The following is a 20,111-nucleotide window of genomic DNA, read 5'->3' as shown; positions in this document are numbered from 1 at the left end:
CCATTTTGGGGCTGAAAAAGTACTCTGACCCCTATTTTTAGCTGGCGAGGCGTTGCAGAATATCTTGAAGCATCGCTTTACTGCAGCCAAAGTTAATTCTGAAATGATCCGCCTTGTGAAAATCGATGCCTGGTGACGGGCCTACGCCTTTCTCTTCGGCCCACTGCTGGACGTTCTCTACACCTAGTCCACTGGCGTCTACCCACGCAAGGAACGTCGCATCGGCTTTGAGCATTTTAAGCCCGTCAATGCTGTTTACTGTGTTAAACACCATATCTCTGTTTTCACGCAAGTAGGTAAGTTGCTGCTGATGCCACTCGTCACATTGAGTGAATGCTGCTTCTGTAGCCGCTAAGCCCAATACAGTAACCCAAGGTACGATGCCCGCTGCGGCATTGGTAAATGCCTGACGCAGTTGGCGATTAGGGATGATGGCAAAAGACGTTCCCAAACCAGCAATATTAAATGTTTTACTGGCAGCCATTAGCGTAACGCTATTCTCAGCAAGGTTCGACTCGCGGCCCGCCGGTATGTGCTGTTTGCCTTCTTCTAGAATAAGGTCGCAGTGGATTTCATCAGAACATAGCTTAACGTTGTTCGCGTTACAGATCTCAGCAATGCGATCTAATTCAGCTTTAGTAAGCACCGAACCTACCGGGTTCATTGGGTTACAAAGAATAAACAGCTTACATTTAGGATCAGCCGCTTCTCTTTCTAATGCTTCAAAATCTAACGTATAGCGCGCACCTTCAACACTCGAGATAGTTTCAGAACTTGTGCCGTCGTCATTTTGCACTACCGTGCCTATATCTACCCGTTCGAGACCATTTAGTTTTGGGGCAGCCAGTAGAGGCGGATAATTAGGTGTTTGAATAAGTACTTTATCACCGGGTTCACAATAGGCTTTACACGCTACGTTAAACGCTGGCACAACGCCTGGTGTCCACACTAGCCACTCGGGTTGAATTTCCCAATTATGCTTATCTTTAAGCCATCTCACTACAGCCTGAATAGCGCCTTCGTGATGTGCAGGCAGTATGTAACCCATGTTGCCATGCTCAACCTGACCCGAAATGGCGTCTAGAATTGGCTGCGCGCAACGAAACTCAGTATCGGCAACCCACGCAGGAATGATGTCTTTCCCTTTGTACTTTTGCCATTTAAACGAAAATGTGTCTTTTCTGGGAGGGGTATTATCGAATAAGGCGCTCACATTACATCCTGTTGCATAAAAACTTATGCCAACAGTGTAGAATTTTAGCGCCTCATAAACTAGGGGCGTGAGATGAATTAACCCGAATTTTCTATATCGAAATGTACTTTAATAGAGATAAATTAACACGTTAAAGCCAAAGGTAAATTGCGCTTTGCTGTCCTAACCTGTTTTACATTGTCATCGTTAACCACGAAGTAGATCTTTGGCCCGCATGCACACCTTTAGCGTGCGATGCATAAAATGAAATACAACCTACAGGCTTAGCTGGCCTGCGACACCGCCTCTCTCGATTTTTGAACTAGCTCTTCCATATTGAGTGGCTTAGCAAGGAAACCGGTAACCTGAAGCTTACGCGCTTCTATCACTAACTCTTTGTTAGGGTCTGCAGTAATGAGTAAAAATGGAACGTCCAAACCCGAAGACTGGCAGGTTTTTAGAAGACTTAGTCCATCATAATCCGGCATTACTTGGTCACTGATGATCAAGCTGATAGATTCTGCGGTTTGTTGCAGCAAAAAATCCCTTGCAAATTTACTACGTGTAAATGGATACACGGTGGCGTCTAACTGCGTTTCCAACGCGTCAGTGATAAGGTCAAGCGTGATAGGATCATCTTCAACTACTGCTACAGAAAACACTACCCTTCCCCTTTTTGTTAGGTCATTAGCCGTAAATATTACAACGACTTAGCTCACGTGTTAAGACGTCAGTCAATTGTACCAATCCGCATAGATAAATGCTCGCTGGGTATTGATCTATGCGGACTGATATTTTCAAGGATAGAATCTCTGAACGCTTTTGACCACTAACCTTTGGTCGATATTTAAACTTTTTCTAACGTTTTAGTGATAATGCTAGAAAGCAGCTTTTCTGATGGGAAGTGACGGTGTGTAAGTTGAGACACGATTTGAACGATTGCAGGCCAAACTCATCGGCAAAATGGAAAAAAATGCCAGCTGACGCTGGCATTTTCAAAATCAATGTAAGTCTTAGAAGCTATTAAGACTTAGGTGCACGTGATGCACGCTTACGCTCGTTTTCTGTAAGAAGCTTCTTACGAATACGGATAGATTCAGGCGTTACTTCTACTAGTTCGTCGTCATCGATGAACTCAAGCGCTTGCTCAAGTGACATTCTGATAGGCGGAACAAGTGTTTGCGCTTCATCAGTTCCTGATGCACGAACGTTAGTAAGCTGCTTACCTTTAAGCGCGTTAACAGTAAGGTCGTTGTCACGGCTGTGAATACCGATAACCATACCTTCGTACACTTCAACACCGTGACCGATGAATAGGCGACCGCGTTCTTGAAGGTTAAACAGGGCGTTAGTTAGTGCTTTACCGTTTGCATTAGCGATTAGAACACCGTTCTTACGCTTACCAATGATACCGCCTTTGTACGGACCATAGTGATCGAACGTGTGATATAGCAAGCCAGAACCCGACGTTAACGTCATGAACTCTGTTTGAAAACCAATTAGGCCACGGCTTGGAATGATAAAGTCGATACGTACACGACCTTTACCATCTGGAGACATGTCAGTCATTTCTGCTTTACGCAGACCAAGCTGTTCCATGATTGAACCCTGGTGCTGTTCTTCACAGTCAATAGTCAAGGTTTCGTATGGTTCTTGCGTTGCGCCGTCAACTTCTTTCAGAATTACTTCTGGACGCGACACTGCAAGCTCATAACCTTCACGACGCATGTTTTCGATAAGAATACCTAGGTGAAGTTCACCACGACCAGATACGCGGAACTTGTCCGGATCAGGCATTTCTTCAACGCGCAGTGCAACGTTGTGTACTAGTTCGTCTTTAAGGCGCTCTAGAATGTTACGTGACGTTACATACTTACCTTCTTTACCTGCAAACGGCGAGGTGTTTACCTGGAACGTCATGGTTACTGTAGGCTCGTCAACCGTAAGTGGAGGAAGTGCTTCTACAGTGTTGATGTCACAAATGGTGTCAGAGATCTTAAGTTCGCCAAGACCTGTGATTGCAATGATGTCGCCCGCGTGAGCAGATTCAACTTCGTGACGAGCAAGGCCAAGGTAGCCGTAAACTAAGCCAACTTTGCCGTTGCGCTTTTTGCCATCAGCAGTAACGACCGTTACTTGTTGGTTTGGCTTAACAGAACCACGCTTAACACGACCTACGCCGATAACACCCACGTATGAGTTGTAGTCAAGCTGAGAAATCTGCATTTGGAATGCGCCGTCGATATCTGCATCAGGAGGAGAAACTTGGTCAACGATAGTTTGGAACAATGCCGTCATATCGTCTTCTTTAGTATCTGCATCTAGTGATGCCCAACCGTTAAGTGCAGACGCATAAACAACTTGGAAGTCTAGCTGTTCGTCAGTTGCACCTAGGTTGTCGAATAGGTCGAAAACTTGATCCATAACCCAATCAGGACGCGCACCAGGCTTGTCGATTTTGTTAATAACAACAATTGGCTTAAGACCTTGAGCAAATGCCTTTTGCGTAACGAAACGGGTTTGTGGCATCGGGCCTTCTTGTGCATCTACAAGTAGAAGTACAGAGTCAGCCATCGACATTACACGCTCTACTTCACCACCGAAGTCAGCGTGTCCTGGAGTGTCTACGATGTTGATACGGTAGTCGTTCCAGTTAATCGCTGTGTTCTTAGCTAGGATGGTAATGCCACGTTCTTTCTCGATGTCGTTCGAGTCCATTACGCGCTCTTCTTGCTCGCCTCGAGATTCAAGGGTGCCAGACTGCTGTAACAGTTTGTCTACCAGGGTGGTCTTACCGTGGTCAACGTGGGCGATGATTGCGATGTTACGCAATTTATTAATATCAGTGGTATTCATGCTTATATAGAGCCTGTGTAAATCAACGTCTACTTCAATTCAGTGGAAAGGAGTATGCGTTAGATTTGTTGCAAAAAAATGCAGATAGAAAAATTTGCGCGGATTGTACAGAAAAACCACGACGTTTGCGCATCTTTTTTTTGATGGAAACGAGTTTTATTGGTTTTCAAACACTTGTTCAACAAATAACCAGCCCCGTTGCACCTAATTGATCATATTTGGTGGCTATACGCTACAAAGTAATCTAGGCTGATTGACGTACAAATGAGCATAAAACGCCATATTGGTGCAACATTGCACCAATATAATGCAATTTAATTCAAACGGAAGTGATAGATGCCCGTCTATGCCACAGAAATCGGTATACATATAGATGGCATGATAATCGCTTTCACTTTTGCCACTGTTGGAGTGAAGCTGATCATTCCGCATTTTTACATTAAACCTGGAGGACACGATGTCAGTAGAAAAGGCATTAGAGCTGATTAAAGAAAGTGAAGCGAAGTTTGTAGATTTACGTTTTACCGATACAAAGGGTAAAGAACAACACGTATCTATTCCTGCGAGCGTTGTTGATGAAGAGTTTTTCGAAGAAGGTAAAATGTTCGATGGTTCTTCTATCGCTGGCTGGAAAGGCATCAACGAATCAGACATGGTTCTTCTTCCAGACGCAACAAGCTGCGTAGTTGACCCTTTCGCTGAAGAGACACAAGTAAACATCCGTTGTGACATCGTTGAACCTTCAACAATGGAAGGTTATGAGCGTGACCCTCGTTCAGTTGCTCGTCGTGCAGAAGAATTCCTAAAATCAACTGGCATCGGTGACACATGTTTCTTCGGCCCAGAGCCAGAGTTTTTCCTTTTTGATGACGTACGCTTCCACACTGACATGGCGGGTTCTTTCTACAAGATTGACTCTTCTGAAGCAAAGTGGAACTCTGGCGAAGAGTTTGAAGGCGGCAACATGGCACACCGCCCTGGCGTTAAAGGCGGTTACTTCCCAGTACCACCAGTGGACTCTGCTCACGATATCCGTGCTGCAATGTGTCTAGTTATGGAAGAGATGGGCCTTGTTATCGAAGCGCACCACCACGAAGTAGCAACTGCTGGCCAAAACGAAATTGCTTGCCAATTCAATACGCTAGTTAAGAAAGCTGACGAAATTCAAGTTTACAAGTATGTTGTTCACAACGTTGCACACGCATACGGTCAAACAGCTACCTTTATGCCTAAGCCGCTTGTTGGCGATAATGGTTCTGGTATGCACTGTCACCAATCTATCTCTAAAGATGGCGTAAACATCTTTGCAGGTGACAAGTACGCAGGTCTTTCTGAGGAAGCACTTTACTACATTGGTGGTATCATCAAGCACGCGCGCGCAATCAACGCGTTTGCTAACGCTTCTACTAACTCATACAAGCGTCTAGTTCCTGGATTCGAAGCACCGGTAATGCTTGCATACTCTGCACGTAACCGTTCTGCATCTATTCGTATTCCTCACGTAACTAGCGATAAAGCACGTCGTATTGAAGTACGTTTCCCTGACCCAACAGCTAACCCATACCTAGCGTTCACTGCTATGCTTATGGCGGGTATCGACGGTATTAAGAACAAGATCCACCCTGGCGATTCAATGGATAAAGACTTGTACGACCTACCTCCAGAAGAAGCTGCTGAAATTCCAACAGTTGCAAGCTCGCTAGAAATGGCACTTGAAGCTCTTGATAACGACCGTGACTTCCTTAAAGCTGGTGGCGTTATGACTGACGACATGATTGATGCATACATCGATCTTAAGTCTGAAGAAGTAACGAAACTTAACATGACTACTCACCCTGTTGAGTTCGACATGTACTACAGCGTGTAATTTCGCACTGTATAGCAATTTATACTAAAGCCCGCTCTGCGGGCTTTTTTTATGCGTACGATTTATCTACTATGTTTTTATAGCTATGCTAATAAATACTCTTTCATGCTGTATCAACTGCGCACAGGGCTTTGCCCGCTTGCATCTGCATACAACTAGAAAGGTTATCCATAAGCCAAACATAGCAAGCTATATGAATTAGCCAGCTAGCCAAAACCACATTGATTAGGTAACGACACGTGCACTACATGACGCGACACATTTGCTTAATTTCGCTATTACTAAGTAGCGGCAATGGCTTACTGCCTGTGCAAGCGGAAATGCTGAGCCAAGAAAGTACCCAGCAAGAAGCACAAGAAAGCGAAACCGGACAAAGCAGCAATGCAACATCAGCCGCAGCTACCTCTCCAATGACCATATACAAGGTGGTAGGTAAAGACGGCTCTGTGACTTACACCGACAAGCCGCAGCAAAACGCAGAACCCTTAGCGTTCGATGTAAAAACGCAAAACGTAGTAACCGCGGCAAAGGTTACCCCACCTCCCCCTGCGAAGCCGGCTGCCCCCATGCCCAACTATCGCGTAGTCATTAAGTCACCTGCACCAGAAGCGACAATTCGCAATAACTTGGGTGAATTCACTATCTCTGCCGCACAACCTGGTGCACCCAAAGCGCCAATCTACCGATTAATCTTTGACGACGCCCCATTAGCTAGCAATAGTTCAGGCGTCTTTAAGCTTTCTGGTATCCATCGTGGGGCACATACTTATAAAGTTGAACTCACTAACAATACGGGCAAGACTCTTGCATCGTCTCCATTACAAACCCTTTACCTGCATCAGGCATCGGCGTTAATTAATAACTAATAGCGTGCAACCATTGTTATGTATGCGCACCATAGAGGTTCAGTGAACATTTCTTCTTGAGCTCTTTATTCGCGCAACGCATCATTGCAAGCTACAATGCACAATTATGGTGCAAAGGAGACGAGCTCGGATGCATTCCACCGAGTTAGAAACACAACAGCTAATCAATAGCCTAAATACCGCACTGGTAATGGTAGACAACAAACTTACGATTGTTTATGCCAACCACGCTGGTGAAGCTTTGTTTGAGACTGGATTAAAACAACTTATTGGGCATCCACTTCAAGATTTTTTCTTGCCGGGCACAATAGAAACCACCCGACTTAAAGCTGCCATCAGAAAGGGGGAAGATTTCACCGAAAACGAAATTAAGTTGGCTTTTCGAGATAACCGCTATGTATCTGCCGACCTAACCGTTACCAACTTGCACTTCGAAGACGGCCCACGACTGCTATTTGAAGTTAAAAAGATTGACCAGCAAAAGCGAATTTCTCGAGAAACTTTACAAAACGCGCAACATTACGCAGCACGGGAATTGGTTCGCGGCCTTGCACACGAAATCAAAAATCCTCTTGGTGGTATTCGCGGTGCAGCACAGCTATTAGAAAAAGAGCTGATTGACGAGCATAAAGAATTTACAAGCATGATCATTGAGCAGTCTGATCGTCTACGAAACTTAGTTGATCGATTGCTTGGACCTAATTCACTACCTCGATTTGAAGAAAGCAACGTGCATCAAGCGCTTGAAAAAATACGCAGCTTAATGCGCTTTGACTCAGACAATCCCATTACCATAGTTCGCGACTATGACCCCAGCATTCCACCGCTTATGTTAGACCCTGACATGATTCAGCAAGCGGTGCTCAATATTGTGCGCAACAGCGTTCAGGCATTAACCGAGAGCCAAACCCCCAACCCACAAATTAGGTTAATTACGCGAATAGAGCGCCAAATGACAATTCAAACGAAGCGTCACGCGCTGGTAGCTAAAATAAAAATTATTGATAACGGCCCGGGTATTCCGGCTGAAGTAAAAGACACACTTTTCTACCCCATGGTCACAAGCAAGCAAAATGGCTCTGGGTTGGGTTTGTCTATTTCACAGACCCTTATAAACCACCACGGCGGCAAAATAGATGTAGATAGCTACCCTGGTCACACTGAGTTCGTAATTTACATACCAATAGATCGTAAGGAGACAGACGATGACGAATGAGTCTGTGTGGATTGTCGATGATGACAGTTCTATTCGTTGGGTGCTGCAAAAGGCCTTACAAGCAGCAGATATCAGCTGCTTAAGTTTTGAAAACCCTGAAGATTTATTGCTTCAACTTCAAAGCGGCCAAGCCCCTGAAGTCATCATTTCAGACATAAGAATGCCACAAATGGACGGCATGACGTTACTGAACGAAGTGCATGCCTCGCACCCTATGCTCCCCGTTATCATTATGACGGCGCATTCGGATTTAGACAGCGCAGTTAACGCATATCAAAAAGGCGCCTTTGAATATTTGCCAAAGCCATTTGATATCGACGAGGCAGTAACCTTAACCCAGCGGGCGCTGGCACATGCCAGAGAGCAGTCCACCGTATCAAAAGCGCAAGTTGAAGACGTAGTAACGGAAATTATTGGCGAAGCACCTGCCATGCAGGAAGTGTTTCGTGCCATAGGTCGCTTGTCTCGCTCTTCAATTAGCGTGCTAATTAACGGGCAATCAGGAACGGGTAAAGAACTTGTGGCGCACGCCCTTCATAGGCACAGCCCAAGAGCAAGTAAACCTTTCATCGCCCTTAATATGGCCGCCATTCCTGCCGACCTTGTAGAATCAGAACTATTTGGCCATGAGAAGGGCGCGTTTACCGGAGCCCAGGCAGCTCGCCAAGGCCGCTTCGAACAAGCCGACGGCGGAACATTGTTCTTAGATGAAATAGGCGATATGCCGTTAGATGTACAAACCCGCCTTTTACGTGTGCTTGCAGACGGCCAGTTTTATCGTGTCGGTGGCCATCAATCAGTGAGTGTGGACGTACGCATCATCGCTGCAACTCACCAGAATTTAGAACAAAGGGTTGCTGAAGGTAAGTTTAGGGAAGATTTGTTCCACCGCTTAAACGTTATCCGAGTGCACCTTCCTTCACTTAACGAGCGCCGCGAAGATATTCCATTACTAACCCGTCATTTCTTGCGCCGAGCAGCCAAAGAACTTGATGTAGAAGCTAAAAGCATATCGAAAGACGCTGAGCGCGTAATGTCTCAGCTACCATGGCCTGGAAACGTAAGGCAGCTAGAAAACGTGTGTCGCTGGTTAACGGTAATGGCGAGTGGTCAAGAAGTGCTGCCCAGCGATCTGCCACCGGAAATTCACAGCGATAGCAGTATTGAAAAACCTAGCGCTGAATCGGGTGAATGGCCAGATTTGTTGGCAAGCTGGACCGATAAACAGCTTCGCGACGGCCATCACAACATTCTTAACGACGCGATGCTGACGTTTGAGCGTATTATGCTTGAGCGAGCACTTCAGCACACTCATGGCCACAAACAAGATGCGGCTAAACGCTTGGGTTGGGGAAGAAATACCCTAACAAGAAAGTTAAAAGAATTAGGCGTGAACTAACCCTAGTGATTACGCCGTAAGCTAGCAGGGAACTCACTGCTAGCTTATGAGCGGCTTGCGACCTAATGTCCTTTCGTCAGTAGCGCCGTCATTCCCTGATTGAAATGCCTTACCCACTTCATACTAAACTGGCCTTTGGCGCTTCGATTTATTTCTATCACCGCCTCTTTTTTAGAAAGTACGTTATCTTCATTGTGCGCTCTTGGGTGTGTCATTGCATCGTAGGTATCAACAATGGCTAATAACTTCGCACCTTCACAGATATCGTCTTCTTTTAGCCCCAATGGATAACCTGTTCCATCAGTGCGTTCATGGTGCTGCATCACAATTTTGCGCGCCATATCCCATTGGTCTAGGTGCTCTAACAAACGGGCACTTTTATACACATGAGAGCGCATAAGATTAAATTCGATATCGCTTAGCGCATCGCCTTTGTGCAGAAGCTTCAATGGCATGAAGGCCATTCCGAAGTCATGTACATAGCTGGCTACGGCAAGCTGATCTTCGTCGATAGGGTTTTCGGCCACATCGTTAATATACATAGCGAGTTTGGCAATGCGATCACCACGACCAGACCAGTAGTTAGAGCGGCGTTCAATGGTTTGCATTAAGTCGCGGAAAAATAGAATATCTTGCTTCTTTTCACTACTAATATCTTTAGGGATACCTGTAGCCGCTAACGTAGGGGGCTTTATCTGAACGTTTTGTGGGTCGTCTTCATCCGCAACAATATCTAACGCTGGGTTAAGTAATAAGACCGCTTCGGTAAGGCGTTTTTCATGCTCAGCAGTATTTTCAGGTGTCACACGACCGATAGCTAAAACCAGCTGATTGTGAAGATTGTCATCGTACTCGGCTTTGCCATTGGCCATTACAGCCTCTACAAAGGCTTTTACTCTGTCCATAGTAAGCAATACCAAGTCACTCATAGTACTTGTGTACGCCACCTGCCCTTTGCGCAAATAATCTAGCAAGTCTTCTACATGCTGCAAAAGCGGGATCATGGGAGAGAAGTTAACCAGGCCTAAATCACCTTTAATGGTGTGGATTGAGCGAAACAGAGCACGCTGCAATTCGTTGTCTTCCGGACGAAGCTCTAGTTCAATCAAGGTTTGTTCACTTGATTCATAGAGTTCGTTTATTTCCTCCATAAGGTCAGCAAGAATATCTTCTTCTAGGTCGTCTGGAGTAAATGTCTGCATATAGTGGTTACCGAGTTAGGTTCGATTGCGCTTTTTATTATTGTAATTGGGTATCGGCAAAATTTCCTCATACTAAAGGTGAGAAACATAGCCACTTTTCCAACTTATTGCTCAACTATACCTTCCGCACTGTAAAAACTCATCGGACAAGTGTACGCTGAAACTTCATCTATACTGCGCGCGTCAATTGTATCTAGGAGTTGTTTTGATCGCTTTATTCCGCATTCCGGCGCTTTTTATCGCTTTTTTACTCATTAACATCGTTCTGCTAATTGTTTGTATCGCACGACCTTTTCACAAAGATAACGTGCATATTGCGGGTAGTATGTATTCACTTATGGCTAAGGTCGTAGGTCTCAAAATTATTATAAAGAAAGATCCTGCGGTTAAAATAAACGAGCCCTACGTTTACATCGCCAATCATCAAAACAGTTTCGACGTTATCACTATCTGTAAAGCTGCACTGCCTGGCGTGGTAACCATTGGCAAAAAGAGCTTAAAGTGGATCCCTATTTTCGGCCAAATCTATTGGTTGTCGGGCAATATCATGATTGATAGAAAGAATTCCGGTAAAGCCCGTAATACACTCGACATTGCTGCAAAACGCATTGCGAAAAAGAAAACGTCGGTATGGCTATTCCCAGAAGGTACACGAAGCTATGGCAGAGGCATATTACCTTTCAAACAAGGTGCGTTTCGCCTAGCTAAGACCACCAACGAACCGGTTGTCATGGTAACCGCCAGCAATTTGCACAATAAAGTAAAATGGAACCGTTGGAATAACGGCATTGTGCTTATTGATATAGCTGCCCCTCAGGCTTTGAGCGAAGACAAGACAATTAAAGAGTGGATGGTGCATTTTAACGATGAAATGAAACAAAAGTTTGATGCGCTTAATACACAGGTCGATGAACTGGAAAAAAGCAGGTAAACTTGCGTCAAAATTGCTAACGAGTGTTTATTATGACCCAGTTCGATGAAAGAGAAGAGTGGTACGAGTTTAACCAAGAAACTATTGATGCCCTTCTAGAAGACGGCAGCCAAGCCGATGCCGACTATACCATTGAGCACCACTTCGCCAGCACTGACTTCGACGTGCTAGAAAAGGCAGCTGTTGATGCGTTTAAAGCTGGTTTTGAAGTCACCGACGCAGAAGAGCTTATTCTTGATGATGGCGAAACCATTTTCTGCTTCGACGCGGTTGCAGAGCGAAAGCTAGATATTGAAAAACTTAATGCGGACTCTGACACCTTGCTTAAAATTGCCGACAAGCATGATGTAACCTACGACGGTTGGGGTACTTACTTCGAGCCGCGTGAAGAAGGTGAATACGAAGAAGAAGATCACTACTTCGACGACTGATCTCTAAGGCACCCTCACCGTTTTAACTGAGAAGGCGTTAAGTTACCCTTCAGCTTTTGTTCATCTTTTTCCGTCAACAATGACACTGTCATTATCGATTGGAAAAGGATGGACAGATGAAAAAGCTACTTTTCTCACTTACTACATATTCTGCTATTGCAACATTACAGCTTGCGCTTATGTCACCTGTGCATGCCAGTACCGAAAATAGCGCACAAAACAAAAACGTTACCTCTAACGAATACCGTTACAACAAACCATTTGTTGCAGCTGAATCGCTGCTGCCTAAAACCTCAGGTGCATTGACAAGCGAAGAAACAATCTCTCAATCTGTTGATGACGTTGAGACTGATCAACAGTCCCTTGCCAAGGCGGGTAAGCATCAACAGCATTTAGCCGTGAGTAAGTCCTCTAGCGATATCGTAGTCAGCAGTATTAATGAGTTTTGGATTTATGAAAGCTGGGTAACGCTTGAGCAAGACATTGATTACGATGGTTATCACTCTACGTTTTCGATTGAGTTTGACGCCGACACCATTTTCACTCGCGCGCCAGTATACGCGGTCTTGTATTTGGGCAAAAACGACGTGTACGAGTCTATTCACGTGTCGTCTGAATTTTACATTTACTCAGAAGACTCAACAGATACCTTTACCATTGAAAGCACATTAGTTTCTGGCTATCCGCCCGGTGAGTACGACATTCTATTAGAGCTTTATGATGCAGATACCGAAATGCTTGTGGCGTATACCGATGCCTATGATGACAGTGCACTCGCCTATCTTCCCCTTGAAAGTGAAAATAATGAATATGTGGTTGAAGATACGGTAGTCATAGTAGAAGAGCATGGCGGAGCATGGTCTTTACTCCCACTGTGTCTATTAGGTGGCATTGTACTTGTTAGACGAACTGTTAGACGCCGACACTGCTAACTATCTTGGAAAGTTAATCAGCTAAAAGCTGCATGCACCTGCAGCTTTTGGCTATTTTTTATACTAAAGTCTATTATATAATATAAACCTTCTTTTCCAATTAACGTTGATTCGCTAATGTACCAAGGAAAACAGTACATACTGACGCTTTCAATTGGTGTAGTGCAATGAGCATCGACAATGTTAACTTGTTCAATCTATTAGAAAATACGCAAATTGGCGTAGTCATTCACAATGCTACTGGCGTTGTAGAGTATGCCAATCCCGCTGCGTTAACGCTACTTCGATTGAGTATAGATAAACTTAAAGAGAAAAGCTTAGACGTGGACTCCTGGGAGTTCATTGACAAGCAAAACAGAAAAGTACCTTACCACGAACTTCCCATTGCCCAGGTGCTTGCTACTAGCACCGCTATAAATAACCGAATATTGGGAACGATAAATAAAGATACCGATAAAATAACGTGGTTTAATGTCAACGCATATCCCGAAAAGTACAAGGTCAATGGCAGTTCACCGTCTTTTGTAGTGGTTTATTTCACTGATATCACGGCAAAGATTAGTGATTTCTCTTACAAAGATATTGTTCAACATTCACAAGATATGATTTTGGTAACGGAAGCTCAGAATATCGATGCCCCGCTTTCTCCTAAAATCATCTATGCAAATGAAGCATTGTGTAAACATACTGAATATAGTCTTGAGGAGTTATTGGGTGAGACACCTCGCATTTTTCAAGGTGCCCTAACCGACAAAGCCTCTACGCTGCGTATTCGGCAGTCACTTATTGATCAACGCCCATGTACCGAAACACTTTTAAATTATACGAAGTCTGGCACACCTTTCTGGGTTCAAATGAACATATTCCCGCTTACCAATGAATTTGGTGAAGTAACCCACTTTGCAGCTGTTCAGCGTAACGTTAGCGAAATGAAGTTCCAATCTGAACAGCTAGATAAGCGCAATTCAGAACTTAAGAAAATAAAGCAGAACTTAGAAAGCTTGGTTAACCATCGAACCAGCGAGCTTCGTTCAGCCAATCATAAATTAGAGAAACTGGCATATTATGACGCGCTTACGAACATTCCAAATAGACGGGCATTTCTAGACGCATTTGCAAAGTCTTTAAACTTCGCAAAACGCAATGGACATGCAATGTTGATTGGCATCGCCGATGTAGATCACTTTAAGGCTATTAATGATAGTTATGGCCACGGATTTGGCGATGACGTATTAACCATCGTTGCTCAGACAATGCAGCAATTTTTTCGTCAAGAAGATGCCATTGGGCGCATAGGTGGCGAAGAGTTTGCGTTCTGTATGGTACTAACAAGTCCAGTCTCCCCTCGCCAACTATTAGACAGGTTTCGCGAGAAAGTCAGCATTCTCCATGAAACCCATCCTCCGTTGAAAGGAAGACAAGTTACCCTTAGTTTGGGAGCGGTATATGTAAGCGACTTAAAAGAGGCAAGCATAAAGCAACTACTTTGCGATGCAGATGAAGCCCTTTATAGAGCCAAAAATAAAGGTCGCAATACCATAGAGTGCGAATGTTATGACGATATCGATAACGAAGGGTTAGAAACCTGTGAAGATGGTAGAGCTGGCACAGAGTATCATTCTAAACCTCATCATGTTACGTAAAAGCTAATATTGATTCGTGGTAACGCTACATGAGCATATTGTTCACTACGGCTCACCTTTAATAACCTAAATCGTTAGCTTATCAGCTCAGCATCGATTTGGCTGTCCAGCCACGTTGCTCAGTTTTCTCCCCCGTCAGGCGGCTCAATACCTTCAACCTCTACTACCACTTTTTCTACCAGCTTCACTCTTCCCTGCTTCACTAGCGCTTGTCTTAATACATACTCTATTTGCGCATTTACACTGCGCAAGTCATCGGCAGCCCATCGCTCCATGGCGGCAAGTACATTTTCATTTATCCTAAGTGGATACGCTTTTTTCTTTGCCAAAATTACAAACCTTATGTGCCGCAGTGCATTGCTGCGGCACTACAATTGCAAACTTAAATTAAAAAAACGAGCTAGTAGATTGTACCTGTATTAATAACCGGTTGCGTCGACTTATCACCACACAGCACAACTAATAAATTACTGATCATCGTCGCCTTACGCTCTTCATCAAGCTCTACTACACCCTTTTCATTTAATCGCTGAAGTGCCATTTCTACGGTTCCCACAGCACCATCTACAATTTGCTTCCGGGCAGCCACAATAGCTGATGCTTGTTGACGCTGAAGCATGGCACTTGCGATTTCTTGCGCGTAGGCAAGGTGGCTGATACGAGACTCCAAAATTGTGATCCCAGCTTTCGCAAGGCGAGCTTGGATCTCTTCTTGTAAACGCGCTGATATCTCTATTGGGTGGCTACGAAGTGCGACTTCCGCTTGCTCGTCGTCACGAGGATCGTAAGGAAAGCTACTTGCCATATTGCGGATCGCGGACTCACTTTGAATTCGCACAAAACTTTCGTAATCGTCTACGTCAAACATTGCTTCAGCAGTATCGCTCACTTTCCACACGACAATAGAGGCGATTTCAATGGGGTTTCCTTGATTGTCGTTAACTTTAATTCTGGCACTTTCAAAGTTTCTTATGCGCAAAGAAATATTAGCTCTACGGAACAAAGGAATTGTCCAGCGCAATCCAACATCAGAGACAGTACCTACATAGCTGCCGAAAAACGTCATGACCTTAGCTTGGTTGGGTTGCACCATGAAATAGCCCAACCACAAACTTCCCACTAAAACGCTTAGAATTACACCAGCTTCGGGGTTACCCGACACTGCATAGAAAAACGTAGCAACCTGTGCGACTAGCAAAACACAGATCATCAAATAACCGTTTACCGAAAACCCTTTCTTTTCTTTCATACCACTCACCTTTGATATCATTTTGATATCTTTATAATACAAAATTTAACTACTCGCTAATTTTGATGTGTTACCAAATATGTCAAAGCAACATTTTATTTTTAACTATGGGGTAACATTTTTTGGTAACTCTATGAAATAGATGCCAGAATAATGGAGGGTCATCGTTTACTATGGACGTACGTTAATGCCTTCAAACTCAGATAAAAACGTCGCTTCTTCTTTCCAGCGCCGTACCTTGTTAAAGGGCGGTCTCGCCTTTGGTCTTACTGCGGGCATTACCCCTTTTTCAATCGGAAAAGAAAAACCGACGCTGCGCGTATTAGGCACCCATGTCACGCTTCAGGAAGCCATTCGTCAGCGCGCCATGGAAGACTTAGGCATTAATATTGAGTTCGAGCCAGGTGGCAGTGCAACCGTTCTTCAAAAGGCGTCGATGACCCCCTCGTCATTCGACCTTTATGAGCAGTGGTCTAATAGCATTAATGTATTGTGGCGCGCTCATGCTATTCAGCCCATAGAGAAGAAACGCCTTCAGTATTGGGAAGAAATAAACGATTTAAGCAAAACCGGAAAGCTTACCGAGAACGCGCGAATGGGCGCTGGCGACGCACCGCATAAAATTATTAATGTTCAGGACGACGGCACACTAGGCGCCAACCATACTGACACAATTAGTTTTTTACCTTATGTGCACAATGTTGACTCTTTTGGCTATGACACATCAAAGTTACCCAACGAACTGCAAGGGCAAGAAGAAAGCTGGGGCTGGCTTTTAGACAGTCGCTATTCAGGAAAAGTGGGCATAGTTAACGACCCCACTATCGGACTTTTCGATTTAGCACTTGCCGCACAAGCTAAAGGGTTCATTCAATTCCAAGACATCGGTGCCATGACCGAGTATGAACTTGATGATTTGTTTAGCTTACTTATAGAGTTGACTCAGTTAAACCATTTCAATGGATTCTGGACCTCGGTCCCTGAGTCTGTTGAGTTCATGAAAAGTGGACGGGTTGCAATCGAAAGCATGTTCTCGCCTGCGGTCTCTGCGCTGAACGGTCAAGATATTCCGGTTACGTTTGCAGCACCGAAAGAAGGCTACCGCGGATGGCACGGTGTAATGTGCATGTCCTCTGCCACACAAGGTAGAATAAAGGACGTGGCTTATGAGTATATGAATTGGTGGCTGTCGGGGTGGCCTGGCGCATTTATTGCCAGACAAGGCTACTATATTTCCAACCCTAAACGTTCAGCTCAATATCTTTCAGACGCCGAATGGAATTACTGGTACAAAGGGCAAGTAGCATCAGAGCCGCTAAAAGGGCCCGACGGAAATATTAGTGTTAGACAAGGCGCCCAGCGCACTGGTGGGAGTTATGAAGAGCGTTTTAGTAATGTTGCCGTATGGAATACCGTTATGCCAACCTACGAATACAGTTTGCAGAAGTGGTACGAATTCATCACTGCATAATGTTGCGTTAAGTAAAAAACCATAACGTTAATGGAATAAGGCTTTTTTAGTTCACATGTTATCGTCAATTCGAATTCAGCTTATCACCGTGCTACTCGCTCTTATAGCGCTTATATTGGCACAGGGGTTTATTGCTAGAGAAAACCAAGAAGTCCTAAACAAAGGCGTGGCATCAGCGTCAAAGGCAGTAGTTGATGTTGCACTTGTTAAGGAACTTGAACGGGATGTAGTGGACTTACAGCGCAACGTGCTCATATTCAAAGAGAACGCGAGCAAATCAGCCATTACTCGCTTCAGTCGACTCATGGTGACTATTAACACCAAACTCGACAAGTTAGCCCTGGTAGACGAAGACAAGGAAATACAGGAAGACAACCATATCCTTTCAAGAATGAAGGAGCACCTTAACGCCTATCAGGAGAATTTTACCCAAGTTGTCGATGCGCGCTCTGAAAGAGATAACCTTATAGCAAGAGGCACCCTATCTGATATTACGTTACTGGAAAAGATACTGAGTGACGCTAAAACAAACGGAGATATCTCTGCTGCCTCTGAAGAACAGGCAAAGACGCTTCTTATTCGGGCAGAAAATGCGATGCTGAAATATCTGATGAAACCCGACATGGGTTTTATTCGAGCATTCAACGAAGCCGCAGATTCACTACGAAAATTAACGCTAACGAAAAATACATCCCTTCAGGAAAGAGTGGAGCGATTGTCGGAAAAAATTAAAGCCGATTTCGTTAAGCTAACCCAGATAACCCAAGGTAATTTATTCTTGGTTAACGTAGTGATGGCGGGTTCTGCCAATGAATTCCTCTATTTGAGCGGTGAGCTAGCCAAAAAAGTAACCTCAGACTCTGAAATCGCGACTCAACGCACCTACACACTGGCTGAAAGTACGCAGCGTAACGGAGAATTATTTTCTCTTTTTGCCATTCTACTCGCCCTCTCAGCCGCGCTGTTTGCCATGTTTCGAATATTGGGCCCTATTCGTTCTATCACTCAAGTTTTCAATAAACTTGCCCAAGGCGTACAAATTTCCAATATTCCTGGCAGCAGTCGAAAAGATGAGATTGGCAAGCTAGCAAAAGCGGCGCTTGTTTTTAGTGATAAAAACCGAGAGACAGAAAAACTGCTAGATGAAGCAAGAACCATGAACTCTCAGCTTGAAAGCTTAAATAAAGCGATTACTGAGGCGAAAATAAAAGCGGAGCAAGCAACCGCGTCAAAGAGTATGTTTTTAGCCAATATGAGTCATGAAATCCGCACGCCGATGAATGGCATTATCGGGCTAATAGAACTGGCGCAACAGCAAGAGCTGTCCACTACTGTTAAAGGGTATCTCGACAAGGCAGCGTATTCTGGGCAAATATTACTGAGCGTAATTAACGATATTCTCGACTTCTCAAAAATTGAAGCGGGTAAATTGAAGATTGAGGAAGTGAGCTTTTCTTTGCATTCACTGTTTGACAACCTCATTGCAGTTATTGCACTACGCGCAAAAGAAAAGAACTTATCGGTGCACTTTACGGTAAATCCAAAGATACCTCCGCAAGTAATTGGCGACCCACTGCGTATTGCCCAAATAATTATGAACATAGGCAACAATGCTGTGAAGTTCACCGAGCAAGGGCGTATAGATATTGAGTTTGATGGCAGCCTGAATGAAAAAGGGAACGTGTTAAACCTTACCATGCGAATCACCGATTCCGGCATAGGTATGAGTGCAGCCCAGCTAGATAGAATATTTAAGCCTTTCACTCAAGCAGACGGTTCAACCAATAGAAAATACGGCGGTACCGGCCTAGGCCTTGCGATTGTAAGCCAGCTTACTGAACTTATGAACGGCCGCCTTGATGCCACTTCTACTATGGGAAAAGGCAGTACGTTTGAAGTTGAACTGCCGCTGAAAGCATTTAAAAACCAACCTGGCGTGCTTGAACAAACACCCCAGCTACCTGTTGATAGCCTTTATGTTACTGAAGCAGCATTGCTGCCTGCGGCTTATTGCAACCAGATACAGCTGCCAACTAAATCAACGCTATCAATAGAAGATGCCAAAAATACCGCCGCTTTACCTGAACATATCATTGTAGATATCCATGAGTTCAGTGAATTCAGACAGAATATTGCTTGGTTAAACGCCTTATTAGAAAAAGGGAAGTCGGTAGGCCTAGTGATGGAAAGTGCAGGCAGCGCGCTACAGGCTAAATATGACACGCTATGGAAAGGCCCACTTATCATGCATCCATTCACACCTGCGCAATTTGAGCGTTTTGTTCATCAGGTGATATCTAAAGATGCAAGTTATGACGGACATCATTTCAGTGAAGAAGCGGAAGCAACATCACTAGAAGGCCACGTGCTTTTAGTAGAAGACAATAATATAAATCAACTCGTCACCGGAGAAATGCTTACCAATCTTGGGCTTACTTTCGATATTGCAGAAGACGGCAAGCAAGCCGTGCAAAAAGTAGAAAATGCCCCGCAGTACGACCTAATATTGATGGATGTACAAATGCCGGTGATGGACGGTTATGAGGCAACCAAACAACTCCGCGAAAAAGGCTTTACTGGCGTACCTATTATCGGCCTTTCGGCTAATGCAATGAAGGAAGATAAACAAAGCGCGATAGACGCGGGTATGAACGACTACCTCACTAAGCCAATAAAGCAAAAATCATTGATAGGCATGTTAAAACAGTACTTAGGCAAACAGCTCTAAACGCCAACGTAAAGATAGGTTCGTATACCAATTCGCATAAATAATTGCCCGCTCAGTAGGCGCTGGCAAGCTTCATAGCGAAGTGTGAGAATGCAGGAACGGCTTTCGAACAAACCCGCTATGTTTAG

General features: G+C 44.4%; 16 protein-coding genes. 10 read left to right on the top strand and 6 right to left on the bottom strand.

From position 1 onward, the window contains the following. Positions 1 to 37: 37 nt before the first annotated feature. The 3 genes from MHN00_RS05160 to typA all read right to left on the bottom strand — a co-directional run bounded on the left by MHN00_RS05160 (position 38) and on the right by typA (position 4,048). Entirely contained in the window at positions 38 to 1,213 is a 1,176-nt protein-coding gene (locus MHN00_RS05160) for a PatB family C-S lyase (protein ID WP_014950585.1), read from the bottom strand. A gap of 263 nt (positions 1,214 to 1,476) precedes the next feature. After that, positions 1,477 to 1,854 (bottom strand): response regulator, encoded by a 378-nt coding sequence (locus MHN00_RS05155; protein ID WP_014950586.1) that lies wholly within the window; start codon positions 1,852 to 1,854, stop codon positions 1,477 to 1,479. A gap of 361 nt (positions 1,855 to 2,215) precedes the next feature. Next, positions 2,216 to 4,048, bottom strand: coding sequence for a translational GTPase TypA (typA, locus tag MHN00_RS05150; RefSeq protein WP_014950587.1), 1,833 nt, complete (start codon positions 4,046 to 4,048; stop codon positions 2,216 to 2,218). A gap of 457 nt (positions 4,049 to 4,505) precedes the next feature. On the opposite strand from typA, the gene glnA reads away from it, so the two are divergent. The 4 genes from glnA (at position 4,506) to glnG (ending at position 9,396) form a co-directional block, all read left to right on the top strand. Then, complete coding sequence (glnA, locus tag MHN00_RS05145) at positions 4,506 to 5,915, top strand: glutamate--ammonia ligase (RefSeq protein WP_014950588.1); 1,410 nt, start codon at positions 4,506 to 4,508, stop codon at positions 5,913 to 5,915. Between the two features lie 248 nt (positions 5,916 to 6,163). Continuing rightward, positions 6,164 to 6,781: a DUF4124 domain-containing protein gene (locus MHN00_RS05140; RefSeq protein ID WP_239300540.1), complete on the top strand. Its 618-nt coding sequence runs from the start codon at positions 6,164 to 6,166 to the stop codon at positions 6,779 to 6,781. Positions 6,782 to 6,911: 130 nt separating this feature from the next. Beyond that, the gene (gene glnL / locus MHN00_RS05135; RefSeq protein ID WP_014950590.1) at positions 6,912 to 7,997 is read left to right on the top strand and encodes a nitrogen regulation protein NR(II); all 1,086 of its coding nucleotides are present in this window, start codon (positions 6,912 to 6,914) and stop codon (positions 7,995 to 7,997) included. After that, positions 7,987 to 9,396, top strand: a complete 1,410-nt coding sequence (gene glnG / locus MHN00_RS05130; protein WP_014977284.1) for a nitrogen regulation protein NR(I) — start codon at positions 7,987 to 7,989, stop codon at positions 9,394 to 9,396. The genes glnL and glnG overlap by 11 nt, the downstream gene beginning before the upstream one ends. 62 nt (positions 9,397 to 9,458) lie before the next feature. Here the strand turns inward: glnG and MHN00_RS05125 are convergent, their stop codons facing one another. Continuing rightward, positions 9,459 to 10,598, bottom strand: a complete 1,140-nt coding sequence (locus MHN00_RS05125) for an HD domain-containing phosphohydrolase (RefSeq protein ID WP_075176830.1) — start codon at positions 10,596 to 10,598, stop codon at positions 9,459 to 9,461. A 205-nt stretch (positions 10,599 to 10,803) separates the two neighbouring features. On the opposite strand from MHN00_RS05125, the gene MHN00_RS05120 reads away from it, so the two are divergent. The 4 genes from MHN00_RS05120 (at position 10,804) to MHN00_RS05105 (ending at position 14,535) form a co-directional block, all read left to right on the top strand. Continuing rightward, positions 10,804 to 11,529, top strand: coding sequence for a 1-acylglycerol-3-phosphate O-acyltransferase (locus MHN00_RS05120; protein ID WP_014950593.1), 726 nt, complete (start codon positions 10,804 to 10,806; stop codon positions 11,527 to 11,529). Between the two features lie 32 nt (positions 11,530 to 11,561). Continuing rightward, positions 11,562 to 11,960 (top strand): ribonuclease E inhibitor RraB, encoded by a 399-nt coding sequence (gene rraB / locus MHN00_RS05115; protein WP_014950594.1) that lies wholly within the window; start codon positions 11,562 to 11,564, stop codon positions 11,958 to 11,960. A 116-nt stretch (positions 11,961 to 12,076) separates the two neighbouring features. Beyond that, positions 12,077 to 12,892, top strand: a complete 816-nt coding sequence (locus tag MHN00_RS05110) for a choice-of-anchor H family protein (protein WP_069944837.1) — start codon at positions 12,077 to 12,079, stop codon at positions 12,890 to 12,892. Between the two features lie 167 nt (positions 12,893 to 13,059). Next, positions 13,060 to 14,535: a sensor domain-containing diguanylate cyclase gene (locus tag MHN00_RS05105; RefSeq protein WP_239300539.1), complete on the top strand. Its 1,476-nt coding sequence runs from the start codon at positions 13,060 to 13,062 to the stop codon at positions 14,533 to 14,535. Positions 14,536 to 14,654: 119 nt separating this feature from the next. On the opposite strand, the gene MHN00_RS05100 is transcribed toward MHN00_RS05105, so the two are convergent. Then, the gene (locus MHN00_RS05100) at positions 14,655 to 14,864 is read right to left on the bottom strand and encodes a hypothetical protein (RefSeq protein WP_014950597.1); all 210 of its coding nucleotides are present in this window, start codon (positions 14,862 to 14,864) and stop codon (positions 14,655 to 14,657) included. A gap of 71 nt (positions 14,865 to 14,935) precedes the next feature. Then, on the bottom strand, positions 14,936 to 15,784 hold the full coding sequence (locus tag MHN00_RS05095; RefSeq protein WP_014950598.1) for an SPFH domain-containing protein: 849 nt from the start codon (positions 15,782 to 15,784) through the stop codon (positions 14,936 to 14,938). Between the two features lie 187 nt (positions 15,785 to 15,971). Between MHN00_RS05095 and MHN00_RS05090 the strand changes: the two genes are divergently transcribed. Beyond that, on the top strand, positions 15,972 to 17,255 hold the full coding sequence (locus MHN00_RS05090; protein WP_239300538.1) for an extracellular solute-binding protein: 1,284 nt from the start codon (positions 15,972 to 15,974) through the stop codon (positions 17,253 to 17,255). 55 nt (positions 17,256 to 17,310) lie between these two features. Continuing rightward, a complete protein-coding gene (locus tag MHN00_RS05085) occupies positions 17,311 to 19,983 on the top strand; it encodes an ATP-binding protein (protein ID WP_239300537.1) in 2,673 nt (890 codons plus the stop codon). The last annotated feature ends 128 nt before the right edge of the window (positions 19,984 to 20,111 follow it).

This window comes from Alteromonas sp. Cnat2-8, from assembly GCF_022348355.1.
Classification (GTDB): Bacteria; Pseudomonadota; Gammaproteobacteria; order Enterobacterales; family Alteromonadaceae; genus Alteromonas; species Alteromonas macleodii.
Note: the sequence above shows the minus strand (reverse complement) of the source record. Positions and strands in the feature narration are given on the sequence as shown.

What these genes read in the sequence shown, in the direction of transcription:
- typA (WP_014950587.1), bottom strand. Translation starts at nt 4,048, where the DNA reads ATGAATACCACTGATATTAATAAATTGCGTAACATCGCAATCATCGCC.
- glnA (WP_014950588.1), top strand. Translation starts at nt 4,506, where the DNA reads ATGTCAGTAGAAAAGGCATTAGAGCTGATTAAAGAAAGTGAAGCGAAG.
- MHN00_RS05140 (WP_239300540.1), top strand. Translation starts at nt 6,164, where the DNA reads ATGACGCGACACATTTGCTTAATTTCGCTATTACTAAGTAGCGGCAAT.
- glnL (WP_014950590.1), top strand. Translation starts at nt 6,912, where the DNA reads ATGCATTCCACCGAGTTAGAAACACAACAGCTAATCAATAGCCTAAAT.
- glnG (WP_014977284.1), top strand. Translation starts at nt 7,987, where the DNA reads ATGACGAATGAGTCTGTGTGGATTGTCGATGATGACAGTTCTATTCGT.
- MHN00_RS05125 (WP_075176830.1), bottom strand. Translation starts at nt 10,598, where the DNA reads ATGCAGACATTTACTCCAGACGACCTAGAAGAAGATATTCTTGCTGAC.
- rraB (WP_014950594.1), top strand. Translation starts at nt 11,562, where the DNA reads ATGACCCAGTTCGATGAAAGAGAAGAGTGGTACGAGTTTAACCAAGAA.
- MHN00_RS05110 (WP_069944837.1), top strand. Translation starts at nt 12,077, where the DNA reads ATGAAAAAGCTACTTTTCTCACTTACTACATATTCTGCTATTGCAACA.
- MHN00_RS05105 (WP_239300539.1), top strand. Translation starts at nt 13,060, where the DNA reads ATGAGCATCGACAATGTTAACTTGTTCAATCTATTAGAAAATACGCAA.
- MHN00_RS05095 (WP_014950598.1), bottom strand. Translation starts at nt 15,784, where the DNA reads ATGAAAGAAAAGAAAGGGTTTTCGGTAAACGGTTATTTGATGATCTGT.
- MHN00_RS05090 (WP_239300538.1), top strand. Translation starts at nt 15,972, where the DNA reads ATGCCTTCAAACTCAGATAAAAACGTCGCTTCTTCTTTCCAGCGCCGT.
- MHN00_RS05085 (WP_239300537.1), top strand. Translation starts at nt 17,311, where the DNA reads ATGTTATCGTCAATTCGAATTCAGCTTATCACCGTGCTACTCGCTCTT.